General features: G+C 40.5%; 21 protein-coding genes. All 21 read left to right on the plus strand.

What is annotated here, in order from left to right:
* Positions 1–47: 47 nt before the first annotated feature.
* The 21 genes from Ami103574_RS07135 to Ami103574_RS07235 all read left to right on the plus strand — a co-directional run bounded on the left by Ami103574_RS07135 (position 48) and on the right by Ami103574_RS07235 (position 20296).
* Positions 48–779, plus strand: coding sequence for a glycosyltransferase family 32 protein (locus Ami103574_RS07135; protein WP_163066068.1), 732 nt, complete (start codon positions 48–50; stop codon positions 777–779).
* 1 nt (position 780) lies between these two features.
* On the plus strand, positions 781–2037 hold the full coding sequence (locus Ami103574_RS07140; RefSeq protein ID WP_163066070.1) for an O-antigen ligase family protein: 1257 nt from the start codon (positions 781–783) through the stop codon (positions 2035–2037).
* A complete protein-coding gene (locus Ami103574_RS07145; protein WP_163066072.1) occupies positions 2028–2912 on the plus strand; it encodes a glycosyltransferase family 2 protein in 885 nt (294 codons plus the stop codon). The genes Ami103574_RS07140 and Ami103574_RS07145 overlap by 10 nt, the downstream gene beginning before the upstream one ends.
* Before the next feature lie 16 nt (positions 2913–2928).
* Positions 2929–4155 carry a polysaccharide pyruvyl transferase family protein gene (locus Ami103574_RS07150; RefSeq protein WP_163066074.1) on the plus strand — a complete coding sequence of 409 codons (1227 nt, stop codon included), beginning with the start codon at positions 2929–2931 and terminating at the stop codon, positions 4153–4155.
* The gene (locus Ami103574_RS07155) at positions 4136–5671 is read left to right on the plus strand and encodes a lipopolysaccharide biosynthesis protein (protein ID WP_163066076.1); all 1536 of its coding nucleotides are present in this window, start codon (positions 4136–4138) and stop codon (positions 5669–5671) included. The genes Ami103574_RS07150 and Ami103574_RS07155 overlap by 20 nt, the downstream gene beginning before the upstream one ends.
* A 49-nt stretch (positions 5672–5720) precedes the next feature.
* Positions 5721–6905 carry a Coenzyme F420 hydrogenase/dehydrogenase, beta subunit C-terminal domain gene (locus Ami103574_RS07160; protein ID WP_163066078.1) on the plus strand — a complete coding sequence of 395 codons (1185 nt, stop codon included), beginning with the start codon at positions 5721–5723 and terminating at the stop codon, positions 6903–6905.
* Positions 6906–7042: 137 nt separating this feature from the next.
* The gene (locus tag Ami103574_RS07165; RefSeq protein WP_330587237.1) at positions 7043–7975 is read left to right on the plus strand and encodes a hypothetical protein; all 933 of its coding nucleotides are present in this window, start codon (positions 7043–7045) and stop codon (positions 7973–7975) included.
* A gap of 13 nt (positions 7976–7988) precedes the next feature.
* Positions 7989–8981 (plus strand): UDP-glucose 4-epimerase GalE, encoded by a 993-nt coding sequence (gene galE / locus Ami103574_RS07170; protein ID WP_163066080.1) that lies wholly within the window; start codon positions 7989–7991, stop codon positions 8979–8981.
* A gap of 33 nt (positions 8982–9014) precedes the next feature.
* The gene (locus Ami103574_RS07175; RefSeq protein WP_163066082.1) at positions 9015–10337 is read left to right on the plus strand and encodes a glucose-6-phosphate isomerase; all 1323 of its coding nucleotides are present in this window, start codon (positions 9015–9017) and stop codon (positions 10335–10337) included.
* Complete coding sequence (locus tag Ami103574_RS07180) at positions 10337–10873, plus strand: VanZ family protein (RefSeq protein ID WP_163066084.1); 537 nt, start codon at positions 10337–10339, stop codon at positions 10871–10873. Before Ami103574_RS07175 ends, Ami103574_RS07180 begins: the two co-directional genes overlap by 1 nt.
* A 120-nt stretch (positions 10874–10993) precedes the next feature.
* A complete protein-coding gene (locus tag Ami103574_RS07185) occupies positions 10994–11821 on the plus strand; it encodes a DUF368 domain-containing protein (protein WP_163066086.1) in 828 nt (275 codons plus the stop codon).
* A 109-nt stretch (positions 11822–11930) separates the two neighbouring features.
* Positions 11931–12317, plus strand: a complete 387-nt coding sequence (locus Ami103574_RS07190; RefSeq protein WP_163066088.1) for a hypothetical protein — start codon at positions 11931–11933, stop codon at positions 12315–12317.
* Positions 12318–12433: 116 nt separating this feature from the next.
* Positions 12434–13078 carry an undecaprenyl diphosphate synthase family protein gene (locus tag Ami103574_RS07195; protein WP_330587238.1) on the plus strand — a complete coding sequence of 215 codons (645 nt, stop codon included), beginning with the start codon at positions 12434–12436 and terminating at the stop codon, positions 13076–13078.
* A gap of 143 nt (positions 13079–13221) precedes the next feature.
* Positions 13222–14301 (plus strand): ABC transporter substrate-binding protein, encoded by a 1080-nt coding sequence (locus Ami103574_RS07200; RefSeq protein WP_163066092.1) that lies wholly within the window; start codon positions 13222–13224, stop codon positions 14299–14301.
* Between the two features lie 121 nt (positions 14302–14422).
* Positions 14423–15244 (plus strand): ABC transporter permease, encoded by an 822-nt coding sequence (locus Ami103574_RS07205; RefSeq protein WP_246213215.1) that lies wholly within the window; start codon positions 14423–14425, stop codon positions 15242–15244.
* Positions 15241–16035 (plus strand): ABC transporter permease, encoded by a 795-nt coding sequence (locus Ami103574_RS07210; protein WP_163066094.1) that lies wholly within the window; start codon positions 15241–15243, stop codon positions 16033–16035. The genes Ami103574_RS07205 and Ami103574_RS07210 overlap by 4 nt, the downstream gene beginning before the upstream one ends.
* A gap of 2 nt (positions 16036–16037) precedes the next feature.
* Entirely contained in the window at positions 16038–17012 is a 975-nt protein-coding gene (locus Ami103574_RS07215; RefSeq protein WP_163066096.1) for an ABC transporter ATP-binding protein, read from the plus strand.
* Position 17013: 1 nt separating this feature from the next.
* The gene (locus tag Ami103574_RS07220; protein ID WP_163066098.1) at positions 17014–17886 is read left to right on the plus strand and encodes a carbohydrate kinase family protein; all 873 of its coding nucleotides are present in this window, start codon (positions 17014–17016) and stop codon (positions 17884–17886) included.
* Positions 17887–17892: 6 nt separating this feature from the next.
* Positions 17893–18876, plus strand: coding sequence for an ADP-ribosylglycohydrolase family protein (locus Ami103574_RS07225; protein WP_163066100.1), 984 nt, complete (start codon positions 17893–17895; stop codon positions 18874–18876).
* Between the two features lie 47 nt (positions 18877–18923).
* Entirely contained in the window at positions 18924–19454 is a 531-nt protein-coding gene (locus Ami103574_RS07230) for a cysteine hydrolase family protein (protein ID WP_163066102.1), read from the plus strand.
* A 29-nt stretch (positions 19455–19483) separates the two neighbouring features.
* Complete coding sequence (locus tag Ami103574_RS07235) at positions 19484–20296, plus strand: mechanosensitive ion channel family protein (RefSeq protein WP_163066104.1); 813 nt, start codon at positions 19484–19486, stop codon at positions 20294–20296.
* The last annotated feature ends 232 nt before the right edge of the window (positions 20297–20528 follow it).

The following is a 20528-nucleotide window of genomic DNA, read 5'->3' on the forward strand; positions in this document are numbered from 1 at the left end:
TTATATATCATAAGACTTTCAGATCGCAAACATTTGGAGGAAATAAAATGATACCCAAGATTATACATTATTGTTGGTTTGGAAAAGGTGAGAAATCAAAACTTCTTCAAAATTGCATAGCAAGCTGGAGAGAATTTTTGCCAAATTATAGGATAATAGAGTGGAATGAGGAAAATTTTAATATTGAAAATGCATTGCCATATGTTAAAGAGGCATATGAAAGAAAGAAATATGCTTTTGTTTCTGATTATGTGCGACTGTATGCGTTGGAGAAATATGGAGGAATATACCTGGATACAGATGTGGAAGTAAAAAAAACTTTGGATTCATTTCTGAAGTATAGCGTAGTGTTTTGCTTTGAAAGTGATAATCGAGTGGCAACGGCTGTAATGTTGGCAGAACAAGGAAATAAATTAATTAAGCAATGGAAAGATACTTACGATATAAGACACTTTATTTCAAGCCAAGGTGTAATTGATATGACACCAAATGTTAAAGAGCTTACAGACCTATTGAAAACTCTAGGAATTATACTAAATGGGAATAGACAAGAAATTTCTAGTCTGAATTTGTTGGTATGTGAAAAGGAAACCTTTTGCCCATATGCAATTGGTGAATCGAGAAATCAAAGTTTTAGCTCTTCTTACACCATACATTGGTGTGATGGTAGTTGGGTATCAGGTTCTGTGTGGGTTAAACATAAAGTTATTATTCTAATAAAAAAAATGATTGGTTCTCACAAATACGAGATTATAAGGAAGAAAATTAAGGGTATTTAAGATGAAACCATGTAGGGGTAAATTTAATAGTGAATTGGTGATTATGCTTTTTTTCCTATTGACACCATTGATAGAAATATTAAATTCAAATTTATTAATGAACTTTGGTGGAGATTCAGTTCTGGGAAAAATTTATCGTTTTTTTTATATATTGGCAATGTTTGTAATATTATTCAAAGATAGATTCCGAAAAAAGTCGTTGAATAAAATAATTGTATTTATAAGTATAATTACATTTTCTGCAACGATTAAGGGCATCTGTTTTAATACTAATTTTATAGAAACATTTTTTATAGGGAGCAAGTATTTATTACCTGTCATGACTTTTATAGTATTAGAGGAACTGAACAATAAAAATAAATTAAAAAATGATTTTTTTTATTCTGTCATGTATAAGTATAGTATTATCTTACCATTCACCTACATTTTACCTTTAATATTGAAAATGGGGTATTATCAGTATTCAAATCATATAGGGTATAAAGGTTTAAATTATCAAATTAACGATATTAATATTATCTTTGGCTGTACGAGTCTATTTTTGCTTTATTTATTTATAAAAACAAAGCACATAAAATATGCAACTTTAACACTGTTAAATGTATTTTGCCTTTTATATATGCAAACTAAAACTAGTATTATTATAGTAGCTCTTAGCTTACTTGTTAGTGGTTTGCAATATACTAAAGGTAGAAATAGGCTTATTAAATTAGTGATTCAAATAATGGTAATGATTTTAATTATAAGTGTTATTTCAACAAAATTTCAAGATCAAATAATAGGGTATTTTGCTAGATTAAATGAGATGTATGTATATATGACAAAACAAGGATACTCTTTTTTTGAGTTTTTAACGACTACAAGAAGTTCTCGTTTATCCCAGATTCAATACGTATATGATTTTGATAAATTAAGCGGATATTTAAAGTGCCTAGTTGGATTACCAGAGAAGCAGTTTCTCAATTCAGAAATGGATTTTTTCGATATTTTTTTTCGATTTGGAATAGGCATGTTACTATTTATACTTATTTTTTTTATTAGGCCTTTGATTATCGCAATCTTCAATTATACTTATTCAAAAGATATCGAGGATGCACAACTGTTATGTATATATAGTGTAATGATACTATTTTCAGCATTTGGTGGTCATGTATTAATGTCTGCATATTCAGGTGCAGTTTTAGCTTTAGTAGGATATGAAATAATTAGACGTTATCATTTCATTCGCATTAAGCAAGGAGAAGTCAAATGTCATTAACCATATTTACGCCGACATATAATAGAAGACAGAATCTTGAACCATTATATAGGGCTTTATGTGCACAAAGTTGTATGAATTTCGTGTGGCTTATTGTAGATGATGGCTCTTTAGATGACACAGGAACCTATGTTGAAAAATGGTCACATGATACAAGACTATCAATAACATGTATTCAACAGAAGAACCAAGGTAAGCATATCGCTATGCGTACAGGTATTCAAGAGTGTAAGACAGAATGGTTTATCTGCGTTGACAGCGATGATCTATTAACACCAGATGCTGTTGAAAGGATGTATGATAATATCGTTGAAAAGAAAAATCAAGAGGGAATAGGCTTTATCTATCCAAGGTATGGGTACAATGGAGTTAGGCAGGGAGGATGGATTCCTGAAGATATTGCAATGATTCATATTATGGATGCAAAGGAGTTATTTAATGTAGCAGAAACGGCAATATTGTTAAAGACAAAGTATCTAAAAAAAATAGATATTCCACAATTTCCAGGGGAAAATTTTTTGAGTGAAGAAATAATATATAATTTAATGGCTATTAATGGTAAAATATGGGTAAAAAAAGAAAAAATTTATTTAGCAGAGTATAGAGATGATGGATTAACAAAATCAATCTTTAGGATGTGGGTTAAAAATCCAAAAGGAGTATATTTACTACTACTTTCTCGATACAAAGCTTCCGAATCTTATCCATGGAAGAAAAAAATGATTAGCAGAATAAAATGTATTATTAACTATAATGCATTCTCAATTGCTAAACATAAAAGTAAATTTCTTTTAGAAAGTCCATCTATACTTCTCTCAATTGCAACATTAGCTCCATCCATTTTCTTTTATTGGAAAAGATATGTAAAAAATTAGAAGTTAGGAAATAAATATGGTAAACAGAAAAGAACCAGAAGGGATAGGCATTTTAACCTATTATTTTAGAAATAATAATTTTGGCGGTATTTTACAGGCTTATGCCTTACAATGCATCGTTGATGAGATAAATGGAGATTGCGAGCAAATATCATACCAATTGACTAGTGCTTCCTTTATTAAAAAAATTATTAATATTATCAAATATCAGCCATTAAAAACAGTAGTCAAAACAATACAAGAAAAAATATGTGCCAAAATATCATATTATATATTGGGGAAAAAAATTAGAAATCAATGCGCTGCAAGAAGAGAAAGATTTAAAAATTTTGAAGAAAGTATACCACACAGTGCTATAGTTTATGGTAAAGACGATATTAAATTTGCAAATAAAAAATATAGCACATTTATTGTTGGTAGCGATCAAGTCTGGAATGGCGGAGAAAATTTTGATGTATATTGTCTTAGTTTTGTAGATAATAATAAAAGAAAAATTGCGTATGCAGCTAGTGCAGGTATGACTTTCATCGGAAAATTGCAGTTTGAGCAATTTAAGAGGTATTTACAGGATTTTTCGGCAATTTCTGTTCGAGAAAAATCTTTATCAGATATTTTATCTAAAAGTATTGGTTATAGTGTTACAAATGTTCTTGATCCTGTATTTCTATTGAGCAGAAAGCAATGGGAAGAGATTTGTATTAAGCCAATGATAACAGAGCCGTACATTCTTTGTTATATGTTAGGGAGGAATAAGAAACAGCGAACAATAGCACAGGAAATAGCTAATAAGAAGGGGTGCAAACTTTTAACATTTCCGTATATTACAACGGGGGAATTTAGCTTTTTAGATTGGCATTTTGGTGATATTCGTGATTTTTCATCTGGGCCCCGTGAATTTATAGGATTGCTCAGTAATGCACAAGCTGTTATCACGGACTCTTTTCATGCTACAGCGTTTTCATTAATATTTGGAAAAAATTTTTGTGCTTTACCTAGATATAGTGAAAAGCCGAAGAGTATGGCAAACAATAGAATTATAGGTTTATTAGAACAGTTTTCCTTGAGTGATAGACTAAATGATAACATTGAATCAATTCTTTTTTTCCTACAACAAGGTTTTGATTACAAACAAGTCGAAGCACTTATGAGTGTTTTTAGAGAAGATTCACTTAATTGGCTGAGGGAATCACTTGATTATGAGGAGGATCAAGGACGGAAGGAATATGGATTTGAAAAAGAATGAACTAAAAATGGGAGTCGTTTTATCATATATATCTACAGGATTAAATATGGGAATTCAGTTGGTGTATACACCAATTATGATTCATTTGCTTGGTAAAAGTGAGTATGGACTTTACACATTAGTGGGAAGTGTTGTTAGCTATTTGAGCTTGTTCAGCTTAGGGTTTACTGGAGCGTATTTACGGTTTTATGCTAGGTATCATGTGGAAAAAGATTATAAAGGTATAGCACGTTTAAATGGAATGTTTTTACTCCTATTTTCCGTAATGTCTTTAGCTGCTTTAATTTGTGGCATGATACTAGTACAATATCCCAGACAAATTTTTGGAAATAAGTTGACTATGGAAGAAATACGGATAGCACAGATGTTAATGACAATTTTGGTAATTAATATTGCTCTTACCTTTCCCTCAGGGCTTATGGATTCGATGATTAGTGCTCATGAAAAATTTTTGTTTCAAAAACTACTCAGTTTGACTGGCATTATATTTAATCCTATGATTTGTTTCCCCTTGTTGCTTTTAGGCTATGGCTCGGTTGCAATTGTCTGTGTTACCACTTTTATTACAGTACTCAAGTTGTTTGTTAGCTTATGGTATTGTTTGAAAAAGCTACATACCCATTTTATATTTAGTAAGCTAGAGCTTTCTGTATTAAGGCAAATTTCAGCATTTAGCTTTTTTTTATTTTTAAATATGATTATTGATCAAATTAACTGGTCAATAGATAAATTTATATTAGGGTGGGTATCTGGTACTGGTGCGGTTGCAATATATGGCGTGGGAGCCCAAATTAATTCATTATTTTTAAATTTTTCAGTTGCTATTTCTTCTGTTTTTGCACCGAGAGTGAATCGCATTGCTGCAGAAAATAAGAAAGACATGAATAATCAATTTACCAAACTTTTTATTAAGGTAGGCCGTATACAATTCTTAATCTTGGCATTGGTTGCATCAGGATTTGTTGTATTTGGACAATACTTTGTTACAGAGATTTATGCTACACAAGAATATGTACAGGCCTATTTTGTAGCAATCCTCTTAATTATATCGGTCATGGTACCATTAACACAAAATTTGGGGATTGAGATACAGCGTGCTGTAAATAAGCAACAAGCACGTTCGGTTATTTATTTTGTTATGGCAATTATTAATATATTAATTAGTATTCCGTTGGCACGGACATTCGGACCGGTGGGTTCCGCAATAGGTACAGCAATTGCTTTAATTATTGCAAATGGAATTGTTATGAATATTTATTATCATAAGGCTATATGCATTAATATTATTGATTTTTGGAAAAATATATTTCAACTTTTCAGAGGTATGGTTATTCCTGTTGCATTTGGATGTTTTTTAATGATTTTTGTGGAATTTACAAATACAATGTCTTATCTTTTCCTAGTTGTACTATACACTACTATATATTGCCTATCCATGTGGTTTCTGGGCATGAATGATGAGGAAAGACATTTAGTGCTACAGCCGATAGAAAGAATAAAGAAAAAGTATCGTTAATAAATATTTGACACTATAATGCAAATAAAGGAAAAGGAAAAGGATTTATTTGATTAATATAAAAACAAAAGAGAACTGTTGTGGATGTTCAGCTTGTTCACAGATATGCCCTCAAGCATGTATTGAGATGCACGAAGATCACGAGGGTTTTCTATATCCGGCAGTGGATATAGATTTATGTATTCATTGTCAGATATGTGAAAAAGTATGCCCAGTGATTAATGTTCATTCAGATGAAGGGGAAAAAGTAATTGCATTTGCAGCATATAATAAAGATGAGAGACAGCGGCTTGATAGTTCATCAGGAGGTATTTTTACCGTATTGGCTGAGAAAATTATTAATCAAAATGGAATAATTTTTGGCGCAGCAATATCTAAAGATTGTCGAATGGTGAATCATATTGCGGTTGAAAATGCTGACGAACTATGGCAATTGCGAGGCAGCAAGTATTTACAAAGCCAAATTGGTAATAATTTTGTAAGGGTAAAATTTTTATTAGATCGCGGAGAAAAAGTATTGTTTTCTGGTACACCATGTGAAATTGAGGGCCTAAAGTCTTTTCTACGGAAAGATTATGAGAATTTACTATGTGTCGATTTTATATGCCATGGTACCCCTAGCCCTAAGTTATGGGGAAAATACATTGGTTATCACGAAAAACGTGCAGGCGCTTCTGTACGGCGCGTATTTTTCAGACATAAGAAATATGGTTGGGAAAAATTTGTCGTATTGTTTGAGTTTAAAAACAATACGACATACGAGCAGATTTTTTCCAAAGATTTATTCTTTCAGATGTTTTTACAAGATTTATGCTTAAGGCCATCGTGTTATCAATGTGTGTTTAAAAAGAAGAATAGAGTTAGTGATATTACTTTGGCTGATTTTTGGGGTTGCAATGATATCTGTGCGGATTTAAATGACAATAAGGGACTATCTCTTGTGTTAGTTCATAATAAGTATGGAAATAATTTGTTTAATCAAATTAAAGATCGATTAGTAATCCGAGAAGTGAGCGTAGAGGAAGCTATTAACAGTAATCAATCAATGATTAAATCGTGTCCAAAACCGTTATACAGAAATGTCTTTATGAGTGAAATAGATAAGATATCTATTTCTGAGCTTGGAAACAAATATTTGAAGCGAAGAACTATTGTAGATATAGTCAAAGAAAGAGTACCTAAAAAGGTAAAGTTACAGGTGAAGAAATTTCTAAGGCAATGTAAAACAAAATAGATAGATTTGTTGAAAATGAACAAATAAGCCTTTAGTAATTAAGCTGGACTTAAAATGATAAAACACCACATAACGTGAAGGAAAGAAGTTTTACATATTGCAATAGAATAGGTCTATTAAAGGAGGGATATAGTATCATGAACACAACTTTACTAATCATGGCAGCCGGCATCGGCTCCCGCTTCGGCGGCGGTATAAAACAATTAGAACCGGTAGGACCAAATGGTGAAATCATTATGGATTATTCCATCTATGATGCGCTTGAGGCCGGATTCAATAAAATCATCTTTATCATACGAAAAGATTTGGAAAAAGATTTCAAAGAAGTGATTGGAAATCGTATAGAGAAGATTTGTGATGTAGCATATGCATATCAGGAACTGACAGATATTCCAAGTGGATTTACAAAGCCAGAAGAAAGAACAAAACCTTGGGGGACCGGACAGGCTGTATTAAGCTGTAAAGGAATCCTCAGGGAACCTTTTGCTGTAATTAATGCGGATGATTATTATGGCAAAGAAGCTTTTGTGAAGGTGCATGATTATTTAGTAAGGTCTTCTCAGCCAGGCTCTGAGATTCCAAGCTATTGCATGGCGGGGTTTATCTTGAAGAACACATTGAGTGATCATGGGGGAGTGACAAGGGGGATTTGCCAAATTGATGAAAATGTAAATTTAATCAATGTGGTGGAAACCCACAATATTGTCAAGACCATGGAGGCTGGAAAAGTCGGTGCAGTGATACAAGGCGAGAAAGGTGGTTTTAAATCCATTGATGAAGAGTCCTATGTTTCCATGAATATGTGGGGGCTTACTCCTGATTTTCTGGAGGTCCTTCAGGCTGGATTTAGTGAATTCCTATCGGCCCTGAAACCGGAAGACATAAAATCGGAGTATCTTTTGCCAACCATCGTGGATGAGTTAATCAAAAGTGGCAGAGCAGAGGTGAAGCTTCTTGAAACCCATGATAAATGGTTCGGTGTTACATACAAAGAAGATAAGGAAGTGGTCGTTAAGTCCTTTAGGAAGCTTATTGACAGCGGAATATATAAAGAAAAATTATTTGATTAAAGGGGGACTTGGTATGGAAATCTTAGTTACTGGCGGGGCAGGATATATTGGCTCGCATACTTGTGTTGCGCTACTTAAAGAAGGGCACAAGGTAGTCGTGGCTGATAATTTATGCAACAGTAAAGCCGAAACAATAGATAAAATAGAGCAGATTACGGGCAAAGTGGTTACATTTTACGAGATAGATGTAACAAGAGAAAAGGATTTAGATTCGGTTTTCGCCAAGCATCACTTGGATGGGGCAATTCATTTTGCAGGCCTCAAGGCGGTGGGCGAGTCGAAAAAGAAGCCGCTGGAATATTATTATAATAATGTGGTAAGTACTATTGTTTTAGCTAAAATGTGTCAAAGATATAAAGTGAATCGATTTGTATTTAGTTCTTCGGCTACGGTATATGGAGAAAATGAAATTCCTTTTATAGAGACGATGAAGCTATTGCCCACGACCAATCCATATGGTGAAACAAAAGTGATCAGTGAACGAATTTTAATGGATATGCAGAAAGCAAATCCTGAATTTGCCGTATCTCTCCTGCGTTATTTTAACCCCATCGGAGCTCATGAGAGCGGATTAATAGGGGAATCGCCCAATGGTATACCAAACAACCTGATGCCATATATAACCCAGGTGGCAAAAGGCAAGCTGGAAAAGCTAAGGGTATTTGGCAATGATTATCCGACAATTGACGGGACGGGTGTTCGGGATTATGTTCATGTGATGGATTTGGCGGAAGGTCATGTACTAGCTTTAGAGAATCTGACGGAAGGTGTACAAGTATACAATCTGGGGACAGGTCAAGGCACTAGTGTATTGCAGTTGATTAGGGCTTTTGAAGAAGCAAATAACATAAAAGTTCCCTTTGTGATGGCAGAGCGGCGATCTGGAGACATTGCAGAGTTTTATGCCGACACATCAAAAGCAAAGCGTGAGCTAGGGTTTACAGCTAAGAGAAGTATCCTTGAAATGTGCAAGGATGCATGGCGGTTTGAGAAGGATTTCAAATAATGGATAGCGCTTGGACAATAAGAGGTTTTGAACATGAAAAAAATAACGTTGGACTATTCTCAATCACTTCATCTGATTGACCAGAAAGAGTTGGATTTTTTACAGGAAAAAGTTAGCCAGTGCCATGAACTATTACATAGCAAAACAGGGGAAGGCCATCAGTGCTTGGGGTGGTTAGATTGGCCGGAGCAGTATGATCAGGAGGAGTTTTTGAAGATACAAGAAGCGGCAGAGAAGATTCGAAAACAGTCCGAGGTCTTTATTGTAGTCGGCATAGGCGGATCATATCTGGGTGCCAGAGCTGCTATAGAGATGTTAAATATGCTCGCTTGTACGTGCAAGCATGAAGAACAGACGGGAGCGCCAGCAATTTATTTTGCCGGTCACAATATGAGTTCAATCTATTTAAAAAATTTATATAATAATATAGAAGGAAAAGATGTATCTATTAACGTCATATCAAAATCTGGAACGACCACTGAGACGGCTATAGTGTTTCGTTTGCTAAAAGAATATATGGAAAAAAGGTATGGTCGAAAAGAAGCCGGGAAAAGGATATTTGTCACCACAAACAAGTGCAAAGGAGCATTAAAAACACTGGCAGGTAGACAAGGATATGAAACCTTTGGCATACCGGAGAATATCGGCGGGCGATACTCTGCCTTAACAGCTGTTGGGCTCTTACCTATGGCTGTAGCAGGTATCGACATTGAACAGGTCATGGCAGGCGGGCAGGCCGCTTGCAGGGACTTATCCGATGACTCGTTAGAGAGGAACCCTGCCTATCAATATGCCACGATTCGAAATCTATTATATGTGAAAGGAAAGACCATAGAGGTCTTGGCGTATTATGAGCCAAACTTGTTTTACTTTGGGGAATGGTACAAGCAGTTGTTTGGTGAAAGTGAAGGCAAGGATGGAAAGGGTATCTTTCCTGCTTCCTTGAACTTTACCACGGATTTACATGCCATGGGACAGTACATACAGGAGGGCAGAAAAGATATATTTGAAACAACACTGAATATCGAAGAATCGGAGGATAAAATCATCATTAAAAGAGCAGAAGATGATTCAGATGGATTAAACTATCTGCAAGGAAAGACTCTTGATTATATCAATAAGAAAGCGATGGAAGGGGTTATGAGGGCACATTGTGACGGCGGGGTACCGAATTTGATGCTCTGCATTCCACGCATTTCACCGTATTACGTTGGAAGCTTAATCTATTTCTTTGAGAAAGCTTGTGCTATGAGCGGGTATTTACTGGGGGTAAATCCGTTCAATCAGCCGGGAGTAGAAGCGTACAAAAGAAATATGTTTCATATATTAGGAAAACCGGGATATGAGTCGTTGTGATGATTGATGATTCAGCAAGGGAAAGAGTAAGGGATGAGGGGATTGTGTTAAATAAGTTTTTTAAGATTGTGATGCCAATGATTTGCATTGGGGTAATCTGCTTCATATTTTTTATGTCGTCGGATTCCTATTCTGATGTAAAAAGTTTAAAAATATCACAGGTGGCCTATGAGTTGATGCCTGTGCAAGTACAAGAAGCATTAGTGGATCGCAGCATAGATATAAAAAAAATAGACTTCATGATGAGAAAAAGCAGTCATTTTATAGAATATGTGGTATTGAGCATATTGTTATTAAATGCTGCAATCATTTATAAAATAAAAACAAAAGATGCGATTATATATGTTCTTTTTTTGTGCTTACTACTGGCCAATCTAGACGAATTTTATCAAGGCTTTATAAATGGTCGGAACTCATCGGTGAAGGATTGCTTGATTGACTTAGGGGGAAGTGTCAGTGGAGTCCTTCTATATTTATTTTGTCGGATGAGCCAGCTACAGACAAAAGCACGGAAAAGAAAAACCGGAAACCACTAGAATCAGAAGCTGTCAGCAAATATGAACAATATTTAAGATGAGATTTGGCATAAAATGTGGTAAAATGGAATTCATGGGTGGCAAGGACACCAAATACGAGACAAGGATGACGAGAGACAGATGAAAAAAAGGGGAAAAATACGGGATGAACATCTTTTGGTACGGCTGGTCAAGGGCTTTATTGTAGGGGCCTCCATGCTGATACCGGGAGTCAGTGGCGGAACCATGGCTATCATTTTAGGAATTTATGATGATTTGATTCATGCGGTCAACGCCTTAAAACGAGATTTAAGAAAATATGGACTTCTGCTGGTTCAATATGGAGGAGCTGGGGTGGCAGGTATTATCCTGCTGTCGGGGCCTATGCTGAAAGCGGTGACCCTGTGGGAAAAGCCAATGATGTTTCTTTTTCTGGGAGCGATTTTGGGAAGTTTCCCGCCGTTGTACCGCAAGGCTACAGCTAGCAAGGTAAAGAATATCAACAAGGTGGCAGTCGTGCTGGGGGCGGCTATTGCCTATCTGATTACTCTGTTCCCTAAGGGGTTGCTAGCGGTGGAGCCAGGCTTTCACCTATCCAGCTTTTTTATGCTGCTGGCGGCAGGGGTAGTCATCGCCGTGGCTTTAATCCTGCCGGGCATCAGCGCATCTTATGTGCTGTTAATGCTGGGGATGTATGACCTGACATTAATGGCCATCCGAGATGTAGATTTGGCTTATTTGACGCCGTTGGTGGTGGGCGTGCTAGGAGGAACCTTTCTCACCGCAGGTATTATTGAAATGGAGATGGACCGCCATCCCCAGTTTACGTATATGTTGATTATGGGCTTCATGGTGGGTTCCTTGATGGAGGTCTTTCCAGGGGTGCCCCAAGGAGCAGCACTGGTGCAGTCAACGGTTATGTTCCTAGTGGGGCTGGGCGTAATTCTTTGGATTGGTAAAGCTAGATAGCTTTTTTAAGCAAGCGTATAAAACCGGAAAAGGATGGACTTTCTATCTTCAAAAATAGTATAATAAAGGTAGAAGGATTATCGTACAGCCGAGAAAGAGGGATGAAGCAATGACCGATAATGGGCTGTTATTAGCTATATCTGGGATGTTGGATGTGAAGTTAAAGCCACTGGAAGGACAAATAACAAGAATTGAAGACAGGATGACGAACATCGAAGGCCGGGTGGCAAACATTGAAGGTCAGATGACAACTCTGAAAGAGCAGGTAGACGGAATAGAAAATAGGGTTCTAAATATTGAAGACCGAACGAAAAAAACGGAGATACTGTTGGAAAATGATGTAGTCCCGAGATTACAGAATATCGAGTCTTGCTATACTTCTACCTATGAAAGATATGTAAATGGGATTAGTCAGACAGAGGCGTTAAAAGAAGATATGGGTATAGTTAAACGTGTCGTTGCTGAACACAGCGAAAAATTACAGAAAATTTCATGAGCAGCAATATTACATAAAAAGTGTAAGGTTTAAGGACTTTACACTTTTTTGTTAAATGAATAAGTTTACCAAGGATAGAACATAATACCTTCTATATGAATAGGGGGATGGAAGGATTGAATAGCGAGGCGAATGGAAAAAAGCAACATTTTAAACGGATACCTCGGCACATCGGTGTTATACCAGATGGCAACCGACGTTGGGCAGTAAACTGCGGCCTGGAGAAAAAGGATGGCTATCAGCATGGCATTGGACCGGGCTTTCAACTGTACGACTTGTGCCGCAATCTGGGGGTAGAAGAACTAACGCTGTATGGCTTTACTTTAGACAACACCAAAAGGCCCGCAGAGCAGAAGTGGGCTTTTCAACAAGCTTGTGTGGATGCCGTTATGGAACTGGCGGAACGAGATGCAGAGCTACTGGTCATCGGCAATGATAAGTCTCCTTGTTTCCCGGAGGAATTAAAGCCACTGACCCGCCGTACCTGCTTTGGCAAGGGCGGTATCAAGGTGAACTTTTTAGTAAATTACGGCTGGGACTGGGACCTGACCTGTGAGGAGGGTCTGGCTTCTCAGGATATTTCCCGGATTGACTTGATTCTGCGTTGGGGCGGTATGCGGCGACTCAGTGGATTTCTGCCCATTCAGTCGGTGTATGCAGACATTTATGTGCTGGATGAACTGTGGCCGGAGTTCACGGAGGAACAGTTTTACCGTGGGTTGGCTTGGTATCAGCATCAAGACCAGACCTTGGGAGGCTGACCCCAGGCCGTACCTGGAAAAGTTTAGTTGATTTTTGGACTTATTAGTGATACCCTTAACCATAGAAGCGTAAGAGCGCGCGAAGCAGGTGTGGAAAAGGGGACACTTGCTTTTTTAACAGCCAGACAAGGAGGAATTATCAAATGAAATGTAAGAAGCTATTGGTGGGAGCCCTAGCCTTATCCATGGTGCTGTCCATGGCGGCCTGCGGCAGCAGTTCCGGCGAGAAAGATGCTAAAGACGGCGAAAAGACGAAGCTTTATGTTGTGAACTGGAAGGACTACGGTTCGGACGATGCAGACTTTATCGCTGCTTTTGAAGAGGAGTACAACTGTGAGATTGTCAACACCTATATGTCCAGCGAGGAAGAATTGTTGACCAAACTGAGGACTTCAAAAGAAGGCGACATTGACGTCTGCTTGCCAAACTGCACTATTCTCCCGGCAGCCATCAACGAGGGGCTGTTGGAGCAGGTGGATACGTCAAAACTAACCAATTTTGACAGTATGTTTGAGCGCTTCAAGACGCAGAAGGAATGCTTCAAGGACGATAAAATGTACGCAGTACCATTCGTATGGGGCTCTACGGCAATTGCTTACAACACAGAGGTGATTAAGGAAGCCCCTAAATCTATGTCTGCACTGTTTGACAAAGCCTATGCAGGAAAGATTGCGTTCCGGGATGATTACAACGATGCCGTTATGTCTGCTGCAATCGTATTAGGTCAGGACCCCAACAATCCATCTGATCTGGATGCAATCAAGGCAAAGCTGATTGAGCAGAAGGCGCTGAATAAAACTTACTGGAAGACGGGCGATGAATTTTCCAAGTTATTTGCCGGCAAGCAGATTGACCTTGGCCTGATGTGGTCTGGACAGGCTGCCGCCATGAAGAAGGACAATCAGCCAATTTCATTTGTGGTTCCTGAAGACGGAGCGATCGGTTGGGTAGATAACTGGGCTATTCCGTCAGGAAGTCAGAACAAAGACTTAGCTTACGCCTTCATCGACTGGATGATCAGCAAGGATTTCCAGTATAACTGGGCATCTAAGGGCGGTCCGGCTCCTGTAAATCAGGCTGCCGCAGAAGCCATCGATCCGGAATACGCCGCATCGGCAGGTATGGATGAGGCCTCTCTGAATCGTTTGTACTTCATGGAATACAGAACGGATGAGGTGAAGAATACCTGGAACGAGCTTTGGACGGAAGTCAAGGCAGAATAATTTGATACACGTAAGAGGCCTCATCAAAATTCCTTTGGTGGGGCCTCTTTTTCTATGGCCTATTACCGGTGATTTATGTTAAAATAAAAGATATGTAACTTATAAGCTTGGAGGAACTACATTGAAAAACAATAAACGTGTCATGACTTTGCCGGGCATGGCGGTACTTTTTTTCTGTGCCATCGTACCGCTTTTTATCATGCTGGCCTATAGTTTTCAAAGTGACAGCGGGACAGGCTTCACCTTGGAGAATTATTCCCGCTTTTTTACAAAGACCTTTTACTTAACGTTGACTTTGCGGACCATTGTCAACAGCCTGCTGGTGACGGTAATCAGTCTCCTTCTGTCTTATCCTTTGGCCTATATTATGGCGAAGCATTTGAAAGGACTGAAAAATATCGTCATGGTTCTACTGATTATTCCCTTTTTCACCAATCAGTTGGTGCGGGTCTACAGCTGGTTGATCTTCTTGCAGGACGGAGGCGTCTTTGAACGGCTGATGAACACCTTAGGGTTGGTAGACGGCACCATGGGATTGTTGTATACCAGGGCGGCGGTTATTATCGGCTTGATTCATGCCTTTTTTCCCTATATGGTCATCACAATTTACATGGCCTTAGAGCGGCTGGATAATTCTCTGCTGGAGGCTAGCAGCTGTCTAGGAGCCTCGAAGACGACTACCTTTTTTCGAGTGGTGTTGCCTATGTCCATGCCTGGAGTAATTACAGGCATTATGATTGTCTTCGTGCCATGCTTGGGCACTTTTGTAGAACCGAGAATTTTAGGCGGTGTCAATGGGACGGTTATCGGTACGGTTATCGAGGACCAGTTCTTTGAAATCTATGGCTGGAATTTCGGGGCGGCCATTGCCTTTATCTTGCTGGCTATGGTGCTGGTGAGCATGGCGGCCATCAATCGGTTGGGCAGGAGGTATGAGGGATGATAAAGAGCATATTCATGAAAATTTACGTATTGCTGACGATTCTCTTTTTATATACGCCTATCGTGGTACTCATGGTTATGGGCTTTAATGAATCCAGGTACAATTCGCTGCCTTTCCAGTTCAGCTTACAGTGGTATGAGGATTTGTCCCAAAATACCAGGCTGATTGAGGCGGCAGAACATTCTTTTTATCTGGCTTTGGTCACGGGAATCATTTGTGTGTTGCTGGCCACCTTATTTATTCTAGGGGTTCAGTCCCTGTCCAAAAGGACAGAGGGTCTCTGCCGAAGCGTCATGATGATGCCTATGAGTATTCCGTGGTTAATCATGGGTCTGTCCATGCTGCTGCTGATTCGCTTTATAGATATGGATAAAAATTTACTGTTTGTGGCGGCAGGTCATGTGGTTATTTCTCTGCCTTATGCCATGCTGGTGCTGCAAGCTCGGCTTCATTCCATTGATCCCGCGCTGGAAGAAATGAGTCTTTCTTTGGGAGCTCCGCCGCTGACCACATTTCGGCGCATCACACTGCCGGCCATAGCACCGGCTATGGTGGCGGGAGGCTTTTTATCCTTCATGATTAGCTTCGATAATTTTGCAATCAGCTATTTCCTCATGCCGGCAGGGATTTCTACGCTGCCTATTGAGATTCAGTCGTCTATCAAGTTCGGCTTTACACCAGAGATTAACGCAATCTCTACCATCATCATCGGTATTTCTCTGCTGTGTCTGGCTATAGTCGGCCTCATCATGGGAGGAAGCCTTAAAAACGTACTGGGGGGTAATAAATAATCATGGCAAAGGTGAGCATAAAGAATTTAACAAAAACCTACGGAGAAAATACAGTGGTAAATCACATTTCAGCAGAGATTCCTGACGGGACCTTGGTGTCCATTCTGGGTCCCTCCGGCTGTGGAAAAACTACAACCCTGAGAATGATTGCTGGTTTTGAAGAACCTCAGGCAGGGGAAATCTATTTTGATGATCAACCCATCACCAATATCAGCGTAAATCGGCGCAATATTGGCATGGTCTTTCAAAGCTACGCCTTATTTCCCCACATGACGGTATCTCAAAATATTGCTTATGGGCTGGAACAGCGGAAGCTGGGAAAAAAGGAGATTCAGCAGCAAGTGGAAGACGCCTTGAAAATGGTCCACATGGAGGAATTTGCTGATCGAAAGCCCAAGCAGCTTTCTGGCGGACAGCAGCAGCGGGTGGCTTTGGCTCGAGCCTTGGTTATTAAGCCCCGAGTTTTACTTCTGGACGAGTGTCTCAGTGCTTTAGACAAGAAGCTGCGAGTAGAGATGCAGCTGGAACTGAGGCGGATACTGGAAGCCACTGGCGTGACGACCTTTTTTGTCACTCACGATCAGGAAGAGGCCATGACCCTGTCCGATTACATCATCGTTATGAATAACGGCATCATCGAGCAGATGGGGACGCCTTTCCAGGTTTACGAACAGCCTCGAAATGCTTTTGTGGCCAGCTTTCTGGGAAAAGCCAATTTCTTTGAAAAAGGGGAACGCATTTATGCGGTACGGCCGGAAAAAATCAAGGTATCTAAGCAACACTTGGAGAACACCAAGAAAGAAGGCGTGGTGCAGTTTGTCACCTACTCTGGCAGCCTGACCAGCTATACCATAGAAGTCGAAGGGAAGCTGGTGGTAGCCCAGCAGCAGAACAGTTCTGCCAGGGGGGCTATTAGCAAGGGCGATCAGGTATACATTGGCTGGGAAGAAGCGGCAAAGATTCCGCTGGAGGCGTAAGATGACGGAATGTGTGATATTTGGGGGATTGCTTCTGGACAAGTACTTTGAGGTGGATGAACTGCCAGAAAGAGGTCAAGATGGCTTTATCAGCCGAGAATTTGAGTGCGTAGGCGGCTGTTCCGTCAACATGGCAGTAACGTTTAACAATTTAGGGGGCAACGCCCATGTGGTATCCTACATTGGAAAGGATTCTGTGGGCCAAGCCATCCTGACCTATATGAAAGAGCATGGTCTTTCCACTCGCTATGTGGGAGAAAAAGAAGGAACTACGGGATATTGCCTCGTTTTTTTAGAGCCGGATGGAGAGCGAACCTTTTTGACCAAGACCGGCATGGAACTGGGTTTTTCCAGGGACATTTTGTCGGACGGCCTGCGGGATATCCGTTATGCGGCGGTGACCGGCTATTTTCTGCTTAACGATCAGGCGGAGGAGATTGTTCAGGTGCTGGAGGAATTTCAACAGACCGGGGGCTATATTCTATTTGATCCCAGTCCGCTGGTGGAGTATATTGACAAAGAGCTGCTGGAGAGGCTGATTCGTATCAGCAGTCTGTTGACGCCAAATACTAGTGAGATGGAGTGTATCCGTCCCTGGCTCTCGGCGGAACAGGTGGTCATCCTCAAGCGTGGACAGCGAGGCGGTACGGTGTATCAACCGTCGGGAACCTTTGATTATTTGCCCTGCAAGGTTGAAGCGGTAGATACTACTGGAGCAGGAGACAGCTTTGCGGCAGGAGTACTTTTTGGTATAGCGGAGGGACGGACCTTGCAAGAAGCTGTCCGCTTGGGCAGTGAAACTTCTGCAATTACGGTGGCGATAAATGGACCTCACGGCTTTTGGAAGCTGGAGGATTTTTATAGAAAGAGGTGAAGTAAGATGTTGGATCGAGCATATGGAGCTTTGGTGGGCGGTGCGATAGGAGATGCCATGGGCATGCCAGCCTCCTTTTTTACCAGAGAAAAAATGAAGCGCACGTATGGTTATATTGATGATTTTGTAACGCCGGAAGCGGAGGCTCAGACTTATCACGGCAGCCTTCAAGCCGGCGAGGTGACAGATGACACAATGGAAAGTGTTATTCTAGGCGAGGTACTCATCGGGCATGGACAATTTAATAAAGAAGCTTTCAACCAAGCGATGAAGGAGTGGGCTATCCAGCAGAAGATGCTGGAGACGACAGTCATCGGCCCTTCCACCAGAAGGTATCTCACGGCTTTAATTGAAGGTCGAAATCCGGAGGAAACCTCTGGGGACAGTGCCACGAACGGAAGTGCCATGCGAGTAGCACCTGTGGGAGTAAAGTACTGGAATGATATGGCAGGATGCTTTCAGGCGGCGGCAGACTCTTCGACCCCTAGTCATGGCAGCCGGCCTTGTGTGGCTGGGGCCTGTGCGGTTGCTGCTGCGGTTGCTGCTGGTGTTCACGGGGGCTTTTCTACCGCAGAGGTTATGGAAAAGGCTTATGAAGCAGCCTTGTTCGGAGAGAAACTGGGTAAAGATATTACCGCGCCGATGGTTTCTAAACGGATTCTGCTGGCCAAGCGCATCGTGGACGAGTACCGCGGACAAGGTATGGAAGTGGTTTTAGATGAACTGGTGGGTAACATCGGTGCTAGTATGTATGTATACGAATCTGTGCCTTTAGCCTTGGGAGTCTTTTATGCCGTGGACGGAGATGCTGGAAAAGGCATTCCGGCGGCTATCAACTGCGGCGATGACGCTGATACCAACGGGGCCATCTGTGGCAATATCTGCGGCGCTTATTCCGGAGCACAGGCTTTGCCAGAAGAATGGAAGCAGCGAGTACAGAAGGTCAGCAGTCTGGATTTCCTGGAGACTGCGAAACAGCTGTTGAAATAAGCGAAAGCTGGCATAAAATATAGAGGAAAAAAGTGAAAGGAGCGGCGATGAAAGATATTCTTGTAGTGGTAGACATGCAAAAGGACTTTATAGACGGAGCCTTGGGGTCCCCTCAAGCCCAGGCCCTGGTGGGTCCAGTAGTGGAAAAAATTCGACATTTTCAAGGAGATATCTACTATACCAGAGATACCCATGGGGAGAACTATCTGGAGACGTTAGAAGGTCAGAATCTGCCGGTAATTCACTGTGTGGAATACACGGAAGGCTGGCGGATTCACCCAGACATTATGGCAGCCAGTGAAGGGAAAAAGGTGGTGGTCATCGATAAACCGGCCTTTGGTTCCATGGAGTTACTGCGAATAATGGAGGAGGAAATTTGGAACCCGGTGGGGAGCATTACCTTAGTGGGCCTGTGCACAGACATCTGTGTCATCAGCAATGCCCTCATGCTCCGAAGTCGGTTTTGTCAGATTCCCATCTGCGTAGACGCATCTTGTTGTGCAGGGGCTACGCTTGAGGGCCACCAGGAGGCACTCAATGCCATGGAGCGCTGCCACATTCAAATTATAGGCAGATAAACGAAAGATGATATATAAATAGGAGAGATATGATGTTTTCAGAAAGAGCAATGGAACGGGCTTTAGAAAAGCTGTTGGATTTCGCCGGGGTTTTAGGTCAGGCAGCAATTGTACTGCTGGTAGGCTATATCGCCATTAAAATCCTGTTGGGCATCCTTCGACGGACGTTGAATAAGACACCTCTGGATGCGTCTTTGCACACCTTTATTGAGAATGCAGCCAAAGTAGTTTTGTGGATTGTCCTACTGATTACGGTGCTTGGTGTGCTGGGAACACCGCTGTCCACCTTTATCGCTGTGCTGGGTGCTGCGGGAGCGGCGATCGCCTTGGCTTTAAAGGACAGCTTGAGCAATGTGGCCGGAGGTATTATTGTCCTGATTACCAAGCCTTTTAAACAAGGAGATTACATCGATATTGGCGAAGTCGCCGGTGCGGTGGAGAAGATTGACCTGCTGTATACCACCTTGAAGACGGTTGATAACAAAGTGGTTAGCATACCCAACGGTAAGCTGACTAATGCTGTGCTGACCAATGCTTCTACGGAGGACAAAAGGCGGGTGGACTGTGCATTCAGTCTTGGACCGACGGCTTCCATGGATAAGGCGAAAGAACTGCTTCTGGCGGTGGCGGAAGCGAATCCTGCTATTTTTCAAGATCCGGCTCCATTTGTAGGCATTGCTGGGCAGGGTGCAGGCGGTGTAAGTATCGAGTTGAAGGTCTGGTGCAAAACGGAAGAATATTTAATGGTAAAGTATTTCCTAGAGGAAAATGTGAAGCTGGCCTTTGATGAAGCCGGATTTTCAACCGCGTATCCGCAGGTAGAAGTTAGATATTCAAAATAAAGTTTTACTATTATATCGATAATCAAAAACTATTGACCTATACGTAAAAACGATTGCTTCCCGATAAATATTCGTTGACAAGGGAAGCGGATAGTCCGTATAATGAAGTTGGACCGATAGAAGAGAAAATTGTAAAAAAAAACAAAAAAACATGCAAATAATTAGAGTTGCACGGATAAATTTGTGAAAAATCACAATTAGCTTCTTGGAAAATGAAAAAACTAGATTTGAA

Source organism: Aminipila butyrica (assembly GCF_010669305.1).
In the GTDB taxonomy this organism is placed as follows: domain Bacteria; phylum Bacillota; class Clostridia; order Peptostreptococcales; family Anaerovoracaceae; genus Aminipila; species Aminipila butyrica.

Bases quoted from the DNA above. Each gene is read 5' to 3' on its own strand.
- Ami103574_RS07135 (WP_163066068.1), top strand. From the start codon at position 48: ATGATACCCAAGATTATACATTATTGTTGGTTTGGAAAAGGTGAGAAA.
- Ami103574_RS07140 (WP_163066070.1), top strand. From the start codon at position 781: ATGAAACCATGTAGGGGTAAATTTAATAGTGAATTGGTGATTATGCTT.
- Ami103574_RS07145 (WP_163066072.1), top strand. From the start codon at position 2,028: ATGTCATTAACCATATTTACGCCGACATATAATAGAAGACAGAATCTT.
- Ami103574_RS07150 (WP_163066074.1), top strand. From the start codon at position 2,929: ATGGTAAACAGAAAAGAACCAGAAGGGATAGGCATTTTAACCTATTAT.
- Ami103574_RS07155 (WP_163066076.1), top strand. From the start codon at position 4,136: ATGGATTTGAAAAAGAATGAACTAAAAATGGGAGTCGTTTTATCATAT.
- Ami103574_RS07165 (WP_330587237.1), top strand. From the start codon at position 7,043: ATGAACACAACTTTACTAATCATGGCAGCCGGCATCGGCTCCCGCTTC.
- galE (WP_163066080.1), top strand. From the start codon at position 7,989: ATGGAAATCTTAGTTACTGGCGGGGCAGGATATATTGGCTCGCATACT.
- Ami103574_RS07175 (WP_163066082.1), top strand. From the start codon at position 9,015: ATGAAAAAAATAACGTTGGACTATTCTCAATCACTTCATCTGATTGAC.
- Ami103574_RS07180 (WP_163066084.1), top strand. From the start codon at position 10,337: ATGATTGATGATTCAGCAAGGGAAAGAGTAAGGGATGAGGGGATTGTG.
- Ami103574_RS07185 (WP_163066086.1), top strand. From the start codon at position 10,994: ATGAAAAAAAGGGGAAAAATACGGGATGAACATCTTTTGGTACGGCTG.
- Ami103574_RS07190 (WP_163066088.1), top strand. From the start codon at position 11,931: ATGACCGATAATGGGCTGTTATTAGCTATATCTGGGATGTTGGATGTG.
- Ami103574_RS07200 (WP_163066092.1), top strand. From the start codon at position 13,222: ATGAAATGTAAGAAGCTATTGGTGGGAGCCCTAGCCTTATCCATGGTG.
- Ami103574_RS07210 (WP_163066094.1), top strand. From the start codon at position 15,241: ATGATAAAGAGCATATTCATGAAAATTTACGTATTGCTGACGATTCTC.
- Ami103574_RS07215 (WP_163066096.1), top strand. From the start codon at position 16,038: ATGGCAAAGGTGAGCATAAAGAATTTAACAAAAACCTACGGAGAAAAT.
- Ami103574_RS07220 (WP_163066098.1), top strand. From the start codon at position 17,014: ATGACGGAATGTGTGATATTTGGGGGATTGCTTCTGGACAAGTACTTT.
- Ami103574_RS07225 (WP_163066100.1), top strand. From the start codon at position 17,893: ATGTTGGATCGAGCATATGGAGCTTTGGTGGGCGGTGCGATAGGAGAT.
- Ami103574_RS07230 (WP_163066102.1), top strand. From the start codon at position 18,924: ATGAAAGATATTCTTGTAGTGGTAGACATGCAAAAGGACTTTATAGAC.
- Ami103574_RS07235 (WP_163066104.1), top strand. From the start codon at position 19,484: ATGATGTTTTCAGAAAGAGCAATGGAACGGGCTTTAGAAAAGCTGTTG.